This is a genomic window from Pseudomonas sp. Marseille-Q5117, assembly GCF_946901175.1.
GTDB lineage: Bacteria > Pseudomonadota > Gammaproteobacteria > Pseudomonadales > Pseudomonadaceae > Aquipseudomonas > Aquipseudomonas iranensis.
The window spans coordinates 354,638-370,383 of record NZ_CAMPPP010000004.1; the positions used below are offsets into that span (position 1 = coordinate 354,638).

Consider the following 15,746-nt stretch of genomic DNA (forward strand, 5'->3'; position numbering starts at 1 on the left):
ACGGAATCCCGAGCGCCATGCTCGGTCTCCCCGACAGACCCGCTCAAGCCGCCGCCACGGTCACCGGCACACCGTTCAACGCCGCGTTGCCCGACAGTTCGTCGAGCTGGCACTCGTCGGTCAGGTCGTTGGCGCTCGATCCCGGCTGGCCGCTGGCGATCGCCATCTGCACGCCCGGGCGCGCATGGCCCCAGCCGTGCGGCAGGCTGACCACGCCTTTCATCATGTCGAGACTGGCGAGCACTTCCACCTCGATCTGCCCGACCCGCGAACTCACCCGAACCCGTTGCCCATCGGCCAGACCACGGCTGGCCAGGTCATCCGGATGCATCAGCAACTGATGCCGTGGCTTGCCTTTCACCAGCCGATGAAAATTGTGCATCCACGAATTATTGCTGCGTACATGGCGGCGACCGATCATCAACAATTCATCGGCTGCCGGCGCCTGCAACGCGGCAAAGCGTGCGAGGTCGGCGAGAATTTCCGGCGGTGCAGCCTGGATACGCTGATTCGGCGTTTTCAGACGTGACGCCAGATTCGGCTTCAGCGCCCCCAGATCAATGCCGTGCGGATGATCGAACAGCGTCGCCAGCGACAGCTTGTGCTCGGACGCATCGCCGTAGCGGCCCATGCGCAGGCCCATGTCGATCATCTTCGCCGGCGGCATCGTCGGTTTCAGTTCTTTACCGGTTTTCTCGGCGAAGGCCTTGGCCAGCCCGACGAAGATCTCCCAATCATGCAAAGCCCCCTCGGGCTTGCCGAGGATGGCGCGATTGAAGCGGGTCACGTTACGCACCGCGAACAGGTTGAAAGTGGTGTCGTAGTGGTCGTTTTCCAGCGCCGAGGTCGACGGCAGGATCAGATCGGCATAGCGCGTGGTTTCGTTGATGTACAGGTCGATGCTGAGCATGAAGTCGAGGCCGTCCAGCGCCTGCTCCAACTGGCGGCCGTTGGGTGTCGACAACACCGGGTTGCCGGCCACGGTGATCAGCGCGCGGATCTGCCCCTCGCCCTCCGTGAGCATCTCTTCGGCCAGTGCCGAGACCGGCAACTCGCCGCCGTATTCCGGACGCCCGGAAACCCGGCTCTGCCATTTGTTGAAATGCCCGCCCGAGGTCGACGCCACCAGATCCACCGCCGGCTCGGTGCAAAGAGCACCGCCAACGCGGTCGAGATTGCCGGTGACCAGATTGATCAACTGCACCACCCAGTGACAGAGGGTGCCGAAGGCCTGGGTCGAGACGCCCATGCGCCCATAGCAGACGGCACTCGGTGCGGCAGCGAAGTCGCGCGCCAGTTGGCGAATCTGTTCGGCAGGCACTGCGCAGAGCGGGCTCATCGCTTCGGCACTAAACGCAGCCACGGCGCTGCGCACCTCGTCGAGGCCATCGACCGGCAAATGGCTGTCGCGGGTCAGGCCTTCGCTGAACAGCGTATTGAGCATGCCGAACAACAGCGCCGCATCGCCGCCCGGGCGGACGAAAACGTGTTGATCGGCCATCGCTGCGGTTTCGCTGCGGCGCGGATCGACTACCACCACTTTGCCGCCGCGCGCCTGAATCGCCCTCAGGCGCTTCTCGACGTCCGGCACGGTCATGATGCTGCCGTTGGACGCCAGCGGATTGCCGCCGAGGATCAGCATGAAGTCGGTGTGATCGATATCGGGAATCGGTAACAGCAAACCGTGGCCGTACATCAGGTAGCTGCTGAGGTGGTGCGGCAGTTGATCGACCGACGTTGCCGAGTAGCGATTGCGGGTTTTCAGCAACCCCAGGAAGTAATTGCTGTGAGTCATCAGGCCGTAGTTGTGCACGCTCGGATTGCCCTGATACACCGCAACGGCGTTCTGCCCGTGACGCTCCTGAATCGCCGCGAGTTTCTCGGCCACCAGCGCAAACGCCTCGTCCCACTCGATCGGCAGCCATTCGCTGCCGACGCGGCGCATCGGCTGACGCAGGCGATCGGGATCGTTTTGAATGTCTTGCAGAGCCACGGCTTTCGGGCAGATATGGCCGCGGCTGAAGGTGTCGAGGGCATCACCCTTGATCGAGGTGATCGCGACGTTGCCATCGGTTTCCGTGGTTTCGATGGTCAGCCCGCAAATGGCTTCGCACAGGTGGCATGCACGGTGGTGAAGAGTCTTGGTCATGGCCAGTCTCTGTCTTGTTCGGGAGCAGGCAATCACGCCCGCGGGAACAAAACTATGGCCCGTGCGCAGAGACGGCGCCAGCGACGTTCGTCTTGTGAATCGACGGTTATCAGGACAGCCGATAAATCGCCGCGATCAGTTCGGCGGCAACTGCGGCGGTGCCGCCAGCTGGATTTCCTGGATGGTTTCGATCTGCTCATGGGCGACGTGCACGCCGGTGAGCTCGCCGATCAATCGCCAGTGCTCATCGAGCCCGGCGCTGATGGTGGCCATGCGATCGATCATGTGCCGACCGGCGGATTTGACCACTTCGTCGTCACTGCGCAGCAACTCGAAAGACATCGAGGTGACTGACGCGGTGAGATGGGTCAGGGAGCGAGCCGTGTGGCCCAGCAGTTCCATTAACAGTTGTTCTTTCGATTCCATGCGGAGGCTTCCTGCGTCGCTCGAAACTTATTTATAACCCAGCACTTTGCTTTAGCAAATGTTTCAGTCTGAACATCCGACCAAGCGAATCCGTGGCGCAGCGGTCTTGAAGCGACCGAAGCCGCGCCGATGCCGTCGCGGCGGATTGCCAAGCGCGGCGGGGCCAGTGTACAAAGAGGCTCACCGCTGTACTGAATCCGGCTTTAACATGCGTGATCGAAATGCTCGGTCCGCGCTCCGAATCCCGCTGAAAAGTAGCCTATTGGCATAACGCGACATTTAGTGTCAATATCGCGCCTTCCCCTATTTCGTCGCCCCGTGCGGCTTACGCCGCAGGTCTCGCCCGTTGTTCCGTAAAACAAGGCTTTGAGCATCTGCGGTCTGTAGCAAAAAGGTAGTCAATGATGAGCGCAAGGCACTTTCTCTCCCTGATGGATTGCACGCCCGAAGAGCTGGTCAGCGTGATCCGTCGAGGCGTTGAGCTCAAGGACCTGCGTAACCGCGGCGTACTGTTCGAGCCTCTGAAAAACCGCGTGCTGGGGATGATCTTCGAAAAATCCTCGACCCGTACCCGGATCTCCTTCGAGGCCGGCATGATCCAGCTCGGCGGCCAGGCGATTTTCCTGTCCCCGCGCGACACCCAACTGGGCCGTGGCGAGCCGATCAGCGACTGCGCCATCGTCATGTCGAGCATGCTCGATGCGGTGATGATCCGCACCTTCGCCCACAGCCCCCTCACCGAATTCGCCGCCAACTCGCGGGTGCCGGTGATCAACGGCCTGTCCGATGATCTGCACCCTTGCCAGTTGCTCGCCGACATGCAGACCTTCCTCGAACACCGAGGCTCGATCCAGGGCAAGACCGTGGCCTGGATCGGTGACGGCAACAACATGTGCAACAGCTATATAGAAGCGGCGATCCAGTTCGACTTCCAGCTGCGCGTTGCCTGCCCGGAAGGCTACGAGCCGAACCCGGAATTCGTCGCCCAGGCTGGTGATCGCGTAACCATCGTCCGCGATCCGCAAGACGCCGTGCGTGGCGCGCATCTGGTCAGCACCGACGTCTGGACTTCGATGGGTCAGGAAGAGGAAACTGCCAAGCGCCTCAAGCTGTTCGCGCCGTTCCAGGTCAACCGTGCCCTGCTCGACCTCGCTGCCGAGGACGTGCTGTTCATGCACTGCCTGCCGGCGCACCGTGGCGAAGAAATCAGTCTCGACCTGCTCGATGACCCACGCTCCGTCGCCTGGGATCAGGCAGAAAACCGTCTCCACGCACAGAAGGCCCTGCTCGAGTTCCTCGTCGAACCGGCATATCACCACGCATGAGCCATGAATTACTGCTGAACCTGCGCAACCTCGCTTGCGGCTACCAAGATCAACGCGTGGTGCAGAACCTCAATCTGCATCTCAACGCCGGCGACATCGGCTGCCTGCTCGGCTCGTCCGGTTGCGGCAAGACCACGACCCTGCGCGCCATCGCCGGTTTCGAACCGGTGCATGAAGGCGAAATCACCCTCGGTGGCGAAACCCTCTCCAGCGCCGGCTTCACCCTGGCGCCGGAGAAACGCCGGATCGGCATGGTGTTTCAGGACTACGCGCTGTTCCCGCACCTGAGCGTGGCCGACAACATCGCTTTCGGCATCCGCAAGCACCCGAACAAGGCGCGCGTGGTCGAAGAACTGCTGGAACTGGTCAATCTGAAAAACCTCGGCAAGCGCTTTCCGCACGAGCTGTCCGGCGGCCAGCAACAGCGCGTCGCCCTCGCCCGCGCCCTGGCGCCGGAGCCGCAGTTACTGCTGCTCGACGAGCCGTTCTCCAACCTCGATGGCGAGTTGCGCCGCAAGCTCAGCCATGAGGTACGCGACATCCTCAAGGCCCGTGGTACCAGTGCGATTCTGGTCACCCACGATCAGGAAGAAGCCTTCGCCGTCAGCGATCACGTTGGCGTGTTCAAGGAAGGTCGGCTGGAACAGTGGGACACTCCCTACAACCTCTACCACGAACCGGCGACGCCGTATGTCGCCAGTTTCATCGGTCAGGGTTATTTCATTCGCGGCCAACTCGTCAGTCCGGAGTCGGTGCAGACCGAGCTGGGTGAGCTGCGCGGCAACCGCGCTTACACCTGGCCGATCGGCGGTGCGGTGGATGTGCTGTTGCGTCCGGATGACATTGTTTACGCGCCGGATAGCTCGCTGAAGGCGCAGATCGTCGGCAAGACATTCCTCGGCGCGGCGACCTTGTATCGCCTGCAACTGCCGACCGGTGCGCAACTGGAATCGATCTTCCCCAGCCATGCCGATCATCTGGTTGGCGCGCAGGTCGGGATTCGCGTAGCGGCGGATCACCTGGTGCTGTTCCAGGCTTCGGGGAGCACTGCGGCACAGATTCCGGCGGTGGAAAACGGCGTCCGTCGATTCAGCACCAGCCTCTGATCCGCACTGGATAAAAATTGTGGGAGCGAGCCTGCTCGCGAATGCGGTGTTTCAGTCGCCGAAGATGTTGACTGAAAGAGCGCTTTCGCGAGCAGGCTCGCTCCCACAGTTGGTATTGCCTCAGCCTAAAAACAGGGTACCGCTGGCCACCAGCGTCGCATTGCCGCCAATCTTCACCCGCTCACCTTCCAGCCGACAGAACAACTCCCCGCCCCGCGCCGAGCGCTGGCACGCGGTCAGGTTCGATTTGCCCAGACGTTTGGCCCAGTAAGGAATCAGGCTGCAATGGGTCGAGCCGGTCACCGGGTCTTCATTGATACCGATGGCCGGGGCGAAATAGCGCGAGACGAAGTCATGCTGGTTGCCACGCGCAGTGACAATCGCGCCCAGCCACGGCAGTTTCGCCAGCGCTGCCATGTCCGGTTTACAGTCGAGCACCGCCTGTTCCGAGTCCAGCACGACGAACAGTTCGTTGGAGCCGAGAACGTCGACAGCCTCAACGCCGAGCGCCCGCTCGACATCCAGCGTCACGCCGATTTCCGATGGCACGATGGTCGGAAAATCCAGCCACAAGCGGTCGCCTTCGCGGCTGACACTCAACGGCCCGGACTTGCAGGTGAAGTCGATGCGCTCGGCACTTTCCTTATAGATTTCGAACAGTACAAACGCGCTGGCCAGGGTCGCATGCCCGCACAGCGGCACTTCGGTGGTCGGGGTGAACCAGCGGATATGCCAGGCCTGGCCTTCGCGCACCAGAAACGCAGTCTCCGCCAGGTTGTGTTCGGCGGCGATCTTCTGCATCAAGTCATCGGCCAGCCAGCTGTCGAGCCGATAGACCATCGCCGGGTTGCCACTGAACGGCCGATCACTGAACGCGTCGACCTGATGAAACGCAAGCTGCATGATTTTCTCCCTGAATTGGTCGACCGAGCATGCAACGGCGGGCCGGATCAGTGCCAGTGACAGAAGCGCAATTTTTTCTTCATACAGCCGGCGCGACTATTACGCCCGGCCGATATCGGCGAACTGCGCCTGGGTGTGCTCGGCCAGCACCGCAGGCGCCAGTTCCACTTCTAGTCCTCGCCGCCCGGCGCTCACATAAATAGTCGCAAACTCCTGAGCGGAATTGTCGATGAAGGTGCGCAGGCGTTTCTTCTGCCCGAGCGGGCTGATGCCGCCCAACAGGTAGCCGGTGGAGCGTTGCGCGGCGGCGGGATCAGCCATTTCGGCTTTCTTCACTCCGGCGGCGTGTGCCAGTCCCTTAAGGTCGAGCGTTCCGACGACCGGCACCACAGCCACCAGCAGTTCGCCTTTTTCACTGGCGGCCAGCAAGGTTTTGAACACTTGCGCCGGTTCGAGCCCGAGCTTCTCCGCCGCCTCCAGCCCGTAGGACGCGGCCTTCGGATCATGTTCGTAACTGTGCACGCGATGTTCGGCACGAACTTTTTTCAACAAGTCCAACGCTGGGGTCATGGCAGCTCCGGGTTCGGCAGTCTTTGAAAAAACCTGCGGCGGATTCTAGGTCATCGTTGGGCAAAAGGCTCTATTCCAGGCCGCGAATCCCGTGGCTTCGCGCTGCATTCAAGCTGATCACCGCGCTGATCATTCATACGGCGAATAGTTTTATTGTGACCGACGGTTCACTTTCGACCTTTGACAGGTTTGTTTCTTGTCTATATTTTTTCGAATCTGAATAATGTAAGAATCATGCTCCGCGCAGTACCCAGCAGTAACCCGGGAACCGAATGGGGATTCCGACCCGGTGAAGATCGCGCCCTGCTCCGTTGGCAAGGCGCTACACAAGAAAAAGAACCGAGGTTTTCAATGACAGCTGCTTTACCGCAACCATCGCTTTCCGGCCAATGCATGGCCGAATTCCTGGGCACCGCCCTTCTGATCTTCTTCGGCACCGGTTGTGTCGCCGCGCTCAAAGTCGCGGGCGCCAGCTTCGGCCTGTGGGAAATCAGCATCATCTGGGGCGTCGGCGTGAGCATGGCGATCTACCTCACCGCCGGGGTTTCCGGCGCGCACCTGAACCCGGCCGTGAGCATCGCTCTGGCAATCTTCGCTGACTTCGAAAAGCGCAAACTGCCGTTCTACATCCTTTCGCAAATCGCCGGCGCCTTCTGCGGCGCGTTGCTGGTCTACACGCTCTACAGCAACCTCTTCTTCGATTACGAACAAACCCACCAGATGGTTCGTGGCTCGGCCGCCAGCCTGGAATTGGCGTCGGTGTTCTCGACCTACCCGAACCCGGTACTGTCGACGGCCCAGGCCTTTCTGGTCGAGATGATCATCACCGCGATCCTGATGGGCGTGATCATGGCCCTGACCGATGACAACAACGGCCTGCCACGCGGCCCGATGGCGCCGCTGCTGATCGGTTTGCTGATCGCCGTGATCGGCAGTGCGATGGGCCCGCTGACCGGTTTCGCCATGAACCCCGCGCGTGACTTCGGTCCGAAACTGATGACTTTCTTTACCGGTTGGGGTGAAATTTCCTTCACCGGTGGTCGTGATATTCCGTACTTCCTGATTCCGATTTTTGCACCGATTGTCGGTGCCTGCCTCGGCGCTGCCGGGTATCGCGGGCTGATTGCCCGTCACCTGACCGGCGCCACACCTGCTACAAAGGATGCAGAACCGGCCATTGACGGCAAACCAAGAACTTCTTGAAACAGTCGGCGCCGGCTCCTGCCCATCCGAGCCTGCGCCACGGCCCACTCTCGTTTTTTTCGTCCAAGGCAATCGACATGACCGACATTCAGAACAAGAACTACATCATTGCCCTTGATCAGGGTACGACCAGCTCGCGCGCGATCATCTTCGACCGCGACGCGAACGTGGTCTGCACCGCGCAGCGCGAATTCGTTCAGCATTACCCGCAAGCCGGTTGGGTCGAGCACGACCCGATGGAAATTTTCGCCACCCAGAGCGCGGTGATGGTTGAGGCGCTGGCCCAGGCCGGCCTGCATCATGACCAGGTCGCCGCGATCGGTATCACCAACCAGCGTGAAACCACTGTGGTCTGGGACAAGACCACTGGCCGTCCGGTCTATAACGCAATCGTCTGGCAGTGCCGCCGCAGCACCGAGATCTGCCAGCAGCTCAAGCGCGATGGTCACGAAGACTACATCCGCGACACCACCGGCCTGGTCACCGACCCGTACTTCTCCGGCACCAAACTGAAGTGGATCCTCGACAACGTCGAAGGCAGCCGCGAGCGTGCGCGCAACGGCGAGCTGCTGTTCGGCACCGTCGATAGCTGGCTGATCTGGAAATTCACCGGCGGCAAGGTGCACGTCACCGACTACACCAACGCCTCGCGCACCATGCTCTTCAACATTCACTCGCTGGAGTGGGATTCGAAGATGCTGGAGATCCTCGACATCCCACGCGAGATGCTCCCGGAGGTCAAAGCCTCCTCGGAAATCTACGGTCGTACCAAGAGCGGCATCGCCATCGGCGGTATCGCTGGCGACCAGCAGGCAGCACTGTTCGGCCAGATGTGTGTGGAGCCGGGCCAAGCGAAAAACACCTACGGCACCGGTTGCTTCCTGCTGATGAACACCGGCGACAAAGCAGTGAAATCCCAGCACGGCATGCTCACCACCATCGCCTGCGGCCCACGCGGCGAAGTGGCTTATGCTCTGGAAGGCGCCGTGTTCAACGGCGGTTCGACCGTGCAATGGCTGCGCGATGAACTGAAAATCGTCAACGACGCCCACGACACCGAATACTTTGCCAACAAGGTCAAGGACAGCAACGGCGTGTATCTGGTGCCGGCGTTTACCGGTCTCGGCGCACCGTACTGGGACCCGTATGCCCGTGGCGCGCTGTTCGGCCTGACGCGCGGCGTACGCGTGGATCACATCATCCGCGCCGCGCTGGAATCGATCGCCTACCAGACCCGCGACGTACTCGACGCCATGCAACAGGACTCCGGCGAACGCCTCAAGGCCCTGCGTGTGGACGGCGGCGCGGTGGCGAACAACTTCCTCATGCAGTTCCAGGCCGACATCCTCGGCACTCAGGTGGAGCGCCCGCAAATGCGCGAAACCACTGCACTGGGCGCGGCTTATCTGGCCGGTCTGGCCTGCGGTTTCTGGGGCAGCCTGGAAGAACTGCGCGGCAAGGCAGTGATCGAGCGCGAGTTCGAACCGAGCCTGGACGAAGTCGAGAAAGATAAACTCTACAAAGGCTGGAAAAAAGCCGTCAGCCGCACCCGTGACTGGGCGCGTGAGGACGCTGAATAAGCCAGCCTTGAGTTACACATAGGTATCTAACTGGTCGGGAGCGGATTCCTGCGGCATCATGGGCAAATTTTGCACGGCAGCCCAAAGGAAGCCCCATGAATCTGCCTCCCCGTCAGCAGCAAATCCTCGAGCTGGTCCGCGAACGCGGCTATGTGAGCATCGAGGAAATGGCCACGCTGTTCGTTGTCACCCCGCAAACCATCCGCCGCGACATCAATCAGCTCGCGGAAGCCAATCTGCTGCGTCGCTACCACGGTGGCGCCGCGTACGATTCCAGTGTCGAAAACACCGCGTATGCCATGCGTGCCGATCAGATGCGCGACGAAAAGCAACGCATCGGCGAAGCCATCGCCGCACAAATCCCCGATCACGCCTCGCTGTTCATCAATATCGGTACCACCACCGAATCGATCGCCCGCGCCCTGCTCAATCACAGTCACCTGAAGATCATCACCAACAACCTGCACGTCGCCTCGATGCTCAGCGCCAAGGATGATTTCGATGTGCTGCTGACCGGCGGCAATGTAAGGCGGGACGGCGGCGTGGTCGGTCAGGCGAGTGTGGATTTCATCAATCAGTTCAAGGTCGATTTCGCCTTGGTCGGGATCAGCGGCATCGATGAGGACGGCAGCCTGCTCGACTTCGATTATCAGGAAGTTCGCGTTTCCCAAGCGATCATTGCCAATGCGCGGCAGGTGATTCTGGCGGCGGACTCCAGCAAGTTCGGGCGTAACGCGATGATTCGACTGGGGCCGATCAGCCTGATCGATTGCCTGGTCACCGATCAGCAGCCGGTACCGGCGCTAGCGCAGTTGTTGAGTCAGCACAAGATTCGCTTGGAAGTCGTCTAGTTGCTTGTTCCCACGCTCCGCGTGGGAATGCCGCCCGGGACGCTCTGCGTCCCCTTTCAAAAGCCGACGCAGAGCGTCGGTGAATGCATTCCCACGCAGAGCATGGGAACAATCGGTTAACGCCCTCCGCGCCCCTCGCGCGCACTTCGTGTTCGAAAATTTTCCTTTCTCTGCCCTTCGATGAGTTTTTTCAATCGAACGCGACTGGCTGTGCGCGTGTTTATGGGCTACCATTTTCGCAAATGAACATTAATGTTCGATTTCCAAGACATAAAACCAAAAGAACCGAGGCCAGCCGATGTCCACCTCTACCTTGCGTACGCCCCCTCTCTCCGAGATCTATGACGTTGCCGTGATTGGCGGCGGGATCAACGGCGTAGGGATCGCAGCGGATGCCGCCGGTCGCGGTCTTTCGGTGTTCCTTTGCGAAAAAGACGACTTGGCCAGCCACACCTCGTCGGCCAGCAGCAAGCTGATCCACGGTGGCCTGCGCTATCTGGAGCATTACGAATTCCGTCTGGTGCGTGAAGCGCTGGCTGAGCGTGAAGTGCTGCTGGCGAAAGCGCCGCACATCGTCAAACCGATGCGTTTCGTCCTGCCACACCGCCCGCACCTGCGTCCAGCGTGGATGATTCGTGCCGGCCTGTTCCTTTATGACAACCTCGGCAAGCGCGAGAAGCTGCCAGGTTCGAAAAGCCTGAAGTTCGGCGCCGACAGCGCGCTGAAAAGCGAGATCAAGAAAGGCTTCGAATACTCCGACTGCTGGGTCGATGACGCCCGCCTCGTGGTCTTGAACGCCATGGCCGCCCGGGAAAAAGGTGCGCATGTGCACACCCAGACCCGTTGCGTCAGCGCACGTCGCACCAAAGGCCTGTGGCATCTGCATCTGGAGCGTGCCGACGGCAGCCTGTTTTCGATTACCGCCAAAGCCCTGGTCAACGCCGCCGGTCCGTGGGTGGCGAAGTTCATTCGTGACGACCTGAAAATGGAATCGCCTTACGGCATCCGTCTGATTCAGGGCAGCCACATCATCGTGCCGAAACTGTACGAAGGCGAACATGCGCACATTCTGCAAAACGAAGATCAGCGCATCGTTTTCACCATTCCATACCTGAACCACTTCACCCTGATCGGCACCACCGACCGCGAGTACACCGGCGACCCGGCGAAAGTGGCGATCACCGAAGGCGAAACCGATTACGTGCTGAAAGTGGTCAACGCTCACTTCAAGAAGCAGCTGAGCCGCGAAGACATTGTGCACAGCTACTCGGGCGTTCGCCCGCTGTGCAACGACGAATCCGACAACCCGTCGGCAGTGACCCGCGATTACACCCTGGCGCTGTCTGGCAACGCCGAAGAAGCGCCGCTGCTGTCGGTGTTCGGCGGCAAGCTGACTACCTATCGCAAACTCGCCGAGTCGGCGATGGCGCAGTTGATGCCGTTTTTCACCCAGATGCGCCCGAGCTGGACCGCAACCGCCACCCTGCCCGGCGGCGAAGACATGACCACTCCAGAGGCGCTGAGCGCGCGAATTCGCGACAAATTCGACTTTGTGCCGACTGAAATCGCCCGACGCTGGGCCGTCACCTACGGCAGCCGCACCTGGCGCATGCTCGAAGGCGTAGAAAGCCTGGCCGACATGGGCGAACACATCGGCGGCGGGCTCTACACCCGCGAAGTCGATTACCTGTGCAGCGAAGAATGGGCCACCACGGCGCACGACATCCTGTGGCGCCGTACCAAGCTAGGCTTGTTCACCACAGCGGAGGAGCAGCAGAAGCTCGCGACGTATCTGGGCAAGGTTGAGCAGAATCGGAAGATCGAAGCGGCTTGATCTCACCGTTCAAATGAAAGCCCCTGAATCGAGAGATTCAGGGGCTTTTTCGTACCTGCGGCATTCGCCTGTTCCTTGTGGAAGTGAGCGTGTAAGTAATTCATTCGGTTTTCCGAACGCGACTCCACGGTCGATTCGGTTAACCGGATCTCATCTTCAAAAAATTACCGCCATAAAACTTTAATAACGTTATAAAACAACCGCTTAACTGACTTCGACTGCTCTGGCACGAGTCATGCTCTACACTCTCTCGACGAATGCCTGCTGTGCCAACACTTCAGGAGCCGTCAGGCATTCGAAGCACAAAAAGGGCCGACAAACTGGCTCCATAAAAAAAACAATGTCGAGGAAAATTTGATGCGCATCGTTCCCCATATCCTGGGCGCAGCCATTGCTGCCGCTCTGATCAGCACGCCAGTTTTCGCCGCCGAACTCACCGGCACCCTGAAGAAGATCAAAGAGTCCGGTGTCATCACCCTGGGCCACCGTGACGCCTCCATTCCGTTCTCCTACATCGCTGATGCGTCCGGCAAGCCTGTTGGCTACTCGCACGATATTCAGCTGGCCATCGTCGAAGCGATCAAGAAAGACCTCGACCTGCCGAACCTGCAAGTCAAATACAACCTCGTTACCTCGCAGACCCGTATCCCGCTGGTGCAGAACGGCACCGTAGACGTCGAGTGCGGTTCGACCACCAACAACGTCGAGCGTCAGCAGCAGGTCGACTTCTCCGTCGGCATCTTCGAAATCGGTACCCGTCTGCTGTCCAAGAAAGACTCCAAGTACAAGGATTTCGACGATCTGAAAGGCAAGAACGTCGTAACCACCGCCGGTACCACCTCCGAGCGCATCCTCAAAGCGATGAACGCCGACAAGCAAATGGGCATGAACGTCATCTCCGCCAAAGACCACGGCGAGTCCTTCCAGATGCTGGAATCGGGTCGTGCCGTTGCCTTCATGATGGATGACGCGCTGCTGGCCGGCGAAGCCGCCAAGGCCAAGAAAGCCGCCGATTGGGAAGTGACCGGCACGCCACAGTCGTACGAAATCTACGGCTGCATGATGCGCAAAGGCGACGAGCCGTTCAAAAAGGCTGTGGATGACGCGATCAAGGCCACTTACGCTTCGGGCGAAATCAACAAGATCTACGAGAAGTGGTTCATGCAGCCGATTCCGCCAAAAGGCCTGAACCTGAACTTCCCGATGAGCGACGAGCTCAAGACCCTGATCGCCAATCCGACCGACAAAGCGGCTGACGACAAGAAGTCCTGATTTTCTGACTAACCTTATCCCCTGAGGAGGCGCCTGCCTTTTCAGGGGATGGTCACTCCCTGCTGGCATTTTTCTGGAAGCACTCGAACCGGTGGCTGTCGAGCCGATCGCGTGTGCCCGGTCTTTGAAAAAAGACTGGGGAGGGAACGGAGTTCCCCAGGCGGGCACTTGTACATCGATCGAATCGAGGGGAGACCCTAATGAATTACAACTGGGACTGGGGCGTGTTCTTCAAGTCCACCGGCGTGGGCAGCGAGACCTATCTCGACTGGTTCATCTCCGGTCTGGGCTGGACCATCGCCATCGCCATCGTGGCGTGGATCATCGCCCTGCTGCTCGGCTCGCTGCTGGGCATCATGCGCACCGTGCCGAACCGCATCGTATCGGGCATCGCGACCTGCTACGTCGAGCTGTTCCGTAACGTGCCGCTGCTGGTGCAGCTGTTCATCTGGTACTTTCTGGTGCCCGATCTGCTGCCGCCGGATCTGCAGGAGTGGTACAAGCAGGACCTCAACCCGACTACTTCGGCTTACCTGAGCGTTGTCGTCTGCCTCGGTCTGTTCACCGCCGCCCGTGTCTGCGAGCAAGTGCGCACCGGTATCCAGGCGTTGCCCCGTGGCCAGGAATCCGCCGCCCGCGCGATGGGTTTCAAACTGCCGCAGATCTACTGGAACGTGCTGCTGCCCCAGGCCTATCGGATCATCATTCCGCCGCTCACCTCGGAATTTTTGAACGTGTTCAAGAACTCCTCCGTGGCGTCCTTGATCGGTTTGATGGAATTGCTGGCGCAGACCAAACAGACCGCCGAGTTCTCGGCCAACCTGTTCGAAGCGTTCACCCTGGCAACCCTGATCTATTTCACCCTCAACATGAGCCTGATGCTGCTGATGCGCCTGGTCGAGAAGAAAGTCGCGGTGCCCGGCCTGATCTCCGTGGGGGGTAAATAATGGAATTCGATTTCAGTGGCATCGTCCCGGCCATTCCCGGTTTGTGGAACGGCATGGTGATGACCCTCAAACTGATGGCCATGGGCGTGATCGGCGGGATGATTCTCGGCACGATCCTCGCGCTGTGCCGTCTGTCGCACAACAAGCTGCTGTCGAGCATCGCTGGCGCCTACGTCAACTATTTCCGCTCGATTCCGCTGCTGCTGGTGATCACCTGGTTCTACCTGGCGGTGCCGTTCGTGCTGCGCTGGATCACCGGCGAAGACACGCCGATCGGTGCGTTCACCTCGTGCGTCGTGGCATTCATGATGTTCGAAGCAGCGTACTTCTGCGAAATCGTCCGTGCCGGTGTGCAGTCGATTTCCAAGGGCCAGATGGGTGCTGCTCAGGCACTGGGCATGAACTACGGACAGATGATGCGCCTGATCATCCTGCCGCAGGCGTTCCGCAAGATGACCCCGCTGCTGCTGCAGCAGAGCATCATCCTGTTCCAGGACACCTCGCTGGTCTACACCGTGGGCCTGGTGGACTTCCTCAACGCCTCGCGCGCCAGCGGCGACATCATCGGCCGCTCCAATGAGTTCCTGATTTTCGCCGGTCTCGTGTACTTCATCATCAGCTTCGCCGCCTCGCGGTTGGTCAAGCGTCTGCAAAAAAGGTTCGCCGTATGATCTCTATCAAAAACATCAACAAGTGGTATGGGGACTTCCAGGTGCTGACTGATTGCAGCACCGAGGTCAAGAAAGGCGAAGTGATCGTGGTCTGCGGCCCGTCGGGTTCCGGCAAGTCGACGCTGATCAAGTGCGTCAACGCCCTGGAGCCGTTCCAGAAAGGTGACGTGGTGGTTGACGGTACGTCGATCGCTGACCCGAAAACCAACCTGCCGAAACTGCGTTCGCGGGTGGGCATGGTGTTCCAGCATTTCGAGCTGTTCCCGCACCTGACCATCACCGAAAACCTGACCATCGCGCAGATCAAGGTGCTCGGCCGCAGCAAGGAAGAGGCGACCAAAAAGGGTCTGCAACTGCTCGAGCGCGTAGGTTTGTCGGCGCACGCCCACAAGCATCCGGGGCAACTGTCCGGTGGTCAGCAACAGCGTGTGGCGATTGCCCGTGCGCTGGCGATGGACCCGATCGTCATGCTGTTCGACGAACCGACCTCGGCGCTCGACCCGGAAATGGTCAACGAAGTGCTCGATGTCATGGTGCAGCTGGCCCACGAAGGCATGACCATGATGTGCGTGACCCACGAAATGGGCTTCGCCCGTAAAGTGGCGGACCGGGTGATCTTCATGGACCAGGGCAAGATCATCGAAGACTGCCCGAAAGAGGAATTCTTCGGCGACATCAGCGCCCGCTCCGAACGCGCGCAGCACTTCCTCGAGAAAATCCTGCAGCACTAAAAGCAACACACCCGCACCCTGTCTGTGGGGTGCGGGCAGCCTGACAATGAGATCCCCTGTGGCGAGGGGATTTATCCCCGTCCGGCTGCGCAGCAGTCGTAAAACCTGTGCATGCGGTCTTTCAGTTAAACCGCAGTGATGGTTTTGGGGCCGCCTCGCGGCCCAACGGGGATAAATC

At 60.1% G+C, this 15,746-nt stretch carries 14 protein-coding genes; 10 read left to right on the forward strand and 4 right to left on the reverse strand.

Features of this window, described 5'->3' with window-relative positions:
- Positions 1-43: 43 nt before the first annotated feature.
- Together OC605_RS10040 and OC605_RS10045 are read right to left on the reverse strand one after the other, a co-directional pair.
- The gene (locus tag OC605_RS10040) at positions 44-2,149 is read right to left on the reverse strand and encodes a molybdopterin oxidoreductase family protein (RefSeq protein ID WP_262136829.1); all 2,106 of its coding nucleotides are present in this window, start codon (positions 2,147-2,149) and stop codon (positions 44-46) included.
- A 135-nt stretch (positions 2,150-2,284) separates the two neighbouring features.
- Positions 2,285-2,575 carry a hypothetical protein gene (locus tag OC605_RS10045; RefSeq protein ID WP_016773401.1) on the reverse strand — a complete coding sequence of 97 codons (291 nt, stop codon included), beginning with the start codon at positions 2,573-2,575 and terminating at the stop codon, positions 2,285-2,287.
- Positions 2,576-2,979: 404 nt separating this feature from the next.
- Between OC605_RS10045 and argF the strand changes: the two genes are divergently transcribed.
- Both argF and OC605_RS10055 read left to right on the forward strand, forming a co-directional pair.
- Positions 2,980-3,900 carry an ornithine carbamoyltransferase gene (gene argF / locus OC605_RS10050; protein WP_262136831.1) on the forward strand — a complete coding sequence of 307 codons (921 nt, stop codon included), beginning with the start codon at positions 2,980-2,982 and terminating at the stop codon, positions 3,898-3,900.
- Positions 3,897-5,006 carry an ABC transporter ATP-binding protein gene (locus tag OC605_RS10055; protein WP_110603265.1) on the forward strand — a complete coding sequence of 370 codons (1,110 nt, stop codon included), beginning with the start codon at positions 3,897-3,899 and terminating at the stop codon, positions 5,004-5,006. The genes argF and OC605_RS10055 overlap by 4 nt, the downstream gene beginning before the upstream one ends.
- 120 nt (positions 5,007-5,126) lie before the next feature.
- Here OC605_RS10055 and OC605_RS10065 read toward each other — a convergent pair whose 3' ends face one another.
- Positions 5,127-5,909 carry a PhzF family phenazine biosynthesis protein gene (locus tag OC605_RS10065; protein WP_130888398.1) on the reverse strand — a complete coding sequence of 261 codons (783 nt, stop codon included), beginning with the start codon at positions 5,907-5,909 and terminating at the stop codon, positions 5,127-5,129.
- Between the two features lie 99 nt (positions 5,910-6,008).
- On the reverse strand, positions 6,009-6,479 hold the full coding sequence (gene ybaK / locus OC605_RS10070; protein WP_016773397.1) for a Cys-tRNA(Pro) deacylase: 471 nt from the start codon (positions 6,477-6,479) through the stop codon (positions 6,009-6,011).
- 351 nt (positions 6,480-6,830) lie between these two features.
- Between ybaK and OC605_RS10075 the strand changes: the two genes are divergently transcribed.
- The 8 genes from OC605_RS10075 (at position 6,831) to OC605_RS10110 (ending at position 15,568) form a co-directional block, all read left to right on the forward strand.
- Complete coding sequence (locus OC605_RS10075; protein ID WP_016773396.1) at positions 6,831-7,682, forward strand: MIP/aquaporin family protein; 852 nt, start codon at positions 6,831-6,833, stop codon at positions 7,680-7,682.
- 77 nt (positions 7,683-7,759) lie between these two features.
- Positions 7,760-9,262, forward strand: a complete 1,503-nt coding sequence (glpK, locus tag OC605_RS10080; protein WP_262136835.1) for a glycerol kinase GlpK — start codon at positions 7,760-7,762, stop codon at positions 9,260-9,262.
- Between the two features lie 95 nt (positions 9,263-9,357).
- Complete coding sequence (locus tag OC605_RS10085) at positions 9,358-10,113, forward strand: DeoR/GlpR family transcriptional regulator (protein WP_007953179.1); 756 nt, start codon at positions 9,358-9,360, stop codon at positions 10,111-10,113.
- 298 nt (positions 10,114-10,411) lie between these two features.
- On the forward strand, positions 10,412-11,947 hold the full coding sequence (gene glpD / locus OC605_RS10090; protein WP_186569766.1) for a glycerol-3-phosphate dehydrogenase: 1,536 nt from the start codon (positions 10,412-10,414) through the stop codon (positions 11,945-11,947).
- 357 nt (positions 11,948-12,304) lie between these two features.
- The gene (locus tag OC605_RS10095; protein ID WP_090285892.1) at positions 12,305-13,219 is read left to right on the forward strand and encodes a glutamate/aspartate ABC transporter substrate-binding protein; all 915 of its coding nucleotides are present in this window, start codon (positions 12,305-12,307) and stop codon (positions 13,217-13,219) included.
- A gap of 200 nt (positions 13,220-13,419) precedes the next feature.
- Positions 13,420-14,166 (forward strand): amino acid ABC transporter permease, encoded by a 747-nt coding sequence (locus tag OC605_RS10100; RefSeq protein ID WP_016773392.1) that lies wholly within the window; start codon positions 13,420-13,422, stop codon positions 14,164-14,166.
- Positions 14,166-14,837 carry an amino acid ABC transporter permease gene (locus OC605_RS10105; protein ID WP_016773391.1) on the forward strand — a complete coding sequence of 224 codons (672 nt, stop codon included), beginning with the start codon at positions 14,166-14,168 and terminating at the stop codon, positions 14,835-14,837. Before OC605_RS10100 ends, OC605_RS10105 begins: the two co-directional genes overlap by 1 nt.
- Positions 14,834-15,568, forward strand: coding sequence for an amino acid ABC transporter ATP-binding protein (locus OC605_RS10110; RefSeq protein ID WP_016773390.1), 735 nt, complete (start codon positions 14,834-14,836; stop codon positions 15,566-15,568). Before OC605_RS10105 ends, OC605_RS10110 begins: the two co-directional genes overlap by 4 nt.
- Positions 15,569-15,746: the final 178 nt, after the last annotated feature.

What these genes read in the sequence shown, in the direction of transcription:
- OC605_RS10045 (WP_016773401.1), bottom strand. Translation starts at nt 2,575, where the DNA reads ATGGAATCGAAAGAACAACTGTTAATGGAACTGCTGGGCCACACGGCT.
- OC605_RS10075 (WP_016773396.1), top strand. Translation starts at nt 6,831, where the DNA reads ATGACAGCTGCTTTACCGCAACCATCGCTTTCCGGCCAATGCATGGCC.
- OC605_RS10040 (WP_262136829.1), bottom strand. Translation starts at nt 2,149, where the DNA reads ATGACCAAGACTCTTCACCACCGTGCATGCCACCTGTGCGAAGCCATT.
- OC605_RS10110 (WP_016773390.1), top strand. Translation starts at nt 14,834, where the DNA reads ATGATCTCTATCAAAAACATCAACAAGTGGTATGGGGACTTCCAGGTG.
- OC605_RS10085 (WP_007953179.1), top strand. Translation starts at nt 9,358, where the DNA reads ATGAATCTGCCTCCCCGTCAGCAGCAAATCCTCGAGCTGGTCCGCGAA.
- glpK (WP_262136835.1), top strand. Translation starts at nt 7,760, where the DNA reads ATGACCGACATTCAGAACAAGAACTACATCATTGCCCTTGATCAGGGT.
- OC605_RS10105 (WP_016773391.1), top strand. Translation starts at nt 14,166, where the DNA reads ATGGAATTCGATTTCAGTGGCATCGTCCCGGCCATTCCCGGTTTGTGG.
- OC605_RS10100 (WP_016773392.1), top strand. Translation starts at nt 13,420, where the DNA reads ATGAATTACAACTGGGACTGGGGCGTGTTCTTCAAGTCCACCGGCGTG.
- glpD (WP_186569766.1), top strand. Translation starts at nt 10,412, where the DNA reads ATGTCCACCTCTACCTTGCGTACGCCCCCTCTCTCCGAGATCTATGAC.
- OC605_RS10055 (WP_110603265.1), top strand. Translation starts at nt 3,897, where the DNA reads ATGAGCCATGAATTACTGCTGAACCTGCGCAACCTCGCTTGCGGCTAC.
- ybaK (WP_016773397.1), bottom strand. Translation starts at nt 6,479, where the DNA reads ATGACCCCAGCGTTGGACTTGTTGAAAAAAGTTCGTGCCGAACATCGC.
- argF (WP_262136831.1), top strand. Translation starts at nt 2,980, where the DNA reads ATGAGCGCAAGGCACTTTCTCTCCCTGATGGATTGCACGCCCGAAGAG.
- OC605_RS10065 (WP_130888398.1), bottom strand. Translation starts at nt 5,909, where the DNA reads ATGCAGCTTGCGTTTCATCAGGTCGACGCGTTCAGTGATCGGCCGTTC.
- OC605_RS10095 (WP_090285892.1), top strand. Translation starts at nt 12,305, where the DNA reads ATGCGCATCGTTCCCCATATCCTGGGCGCAGCCATTGCTGCCGCTCTG.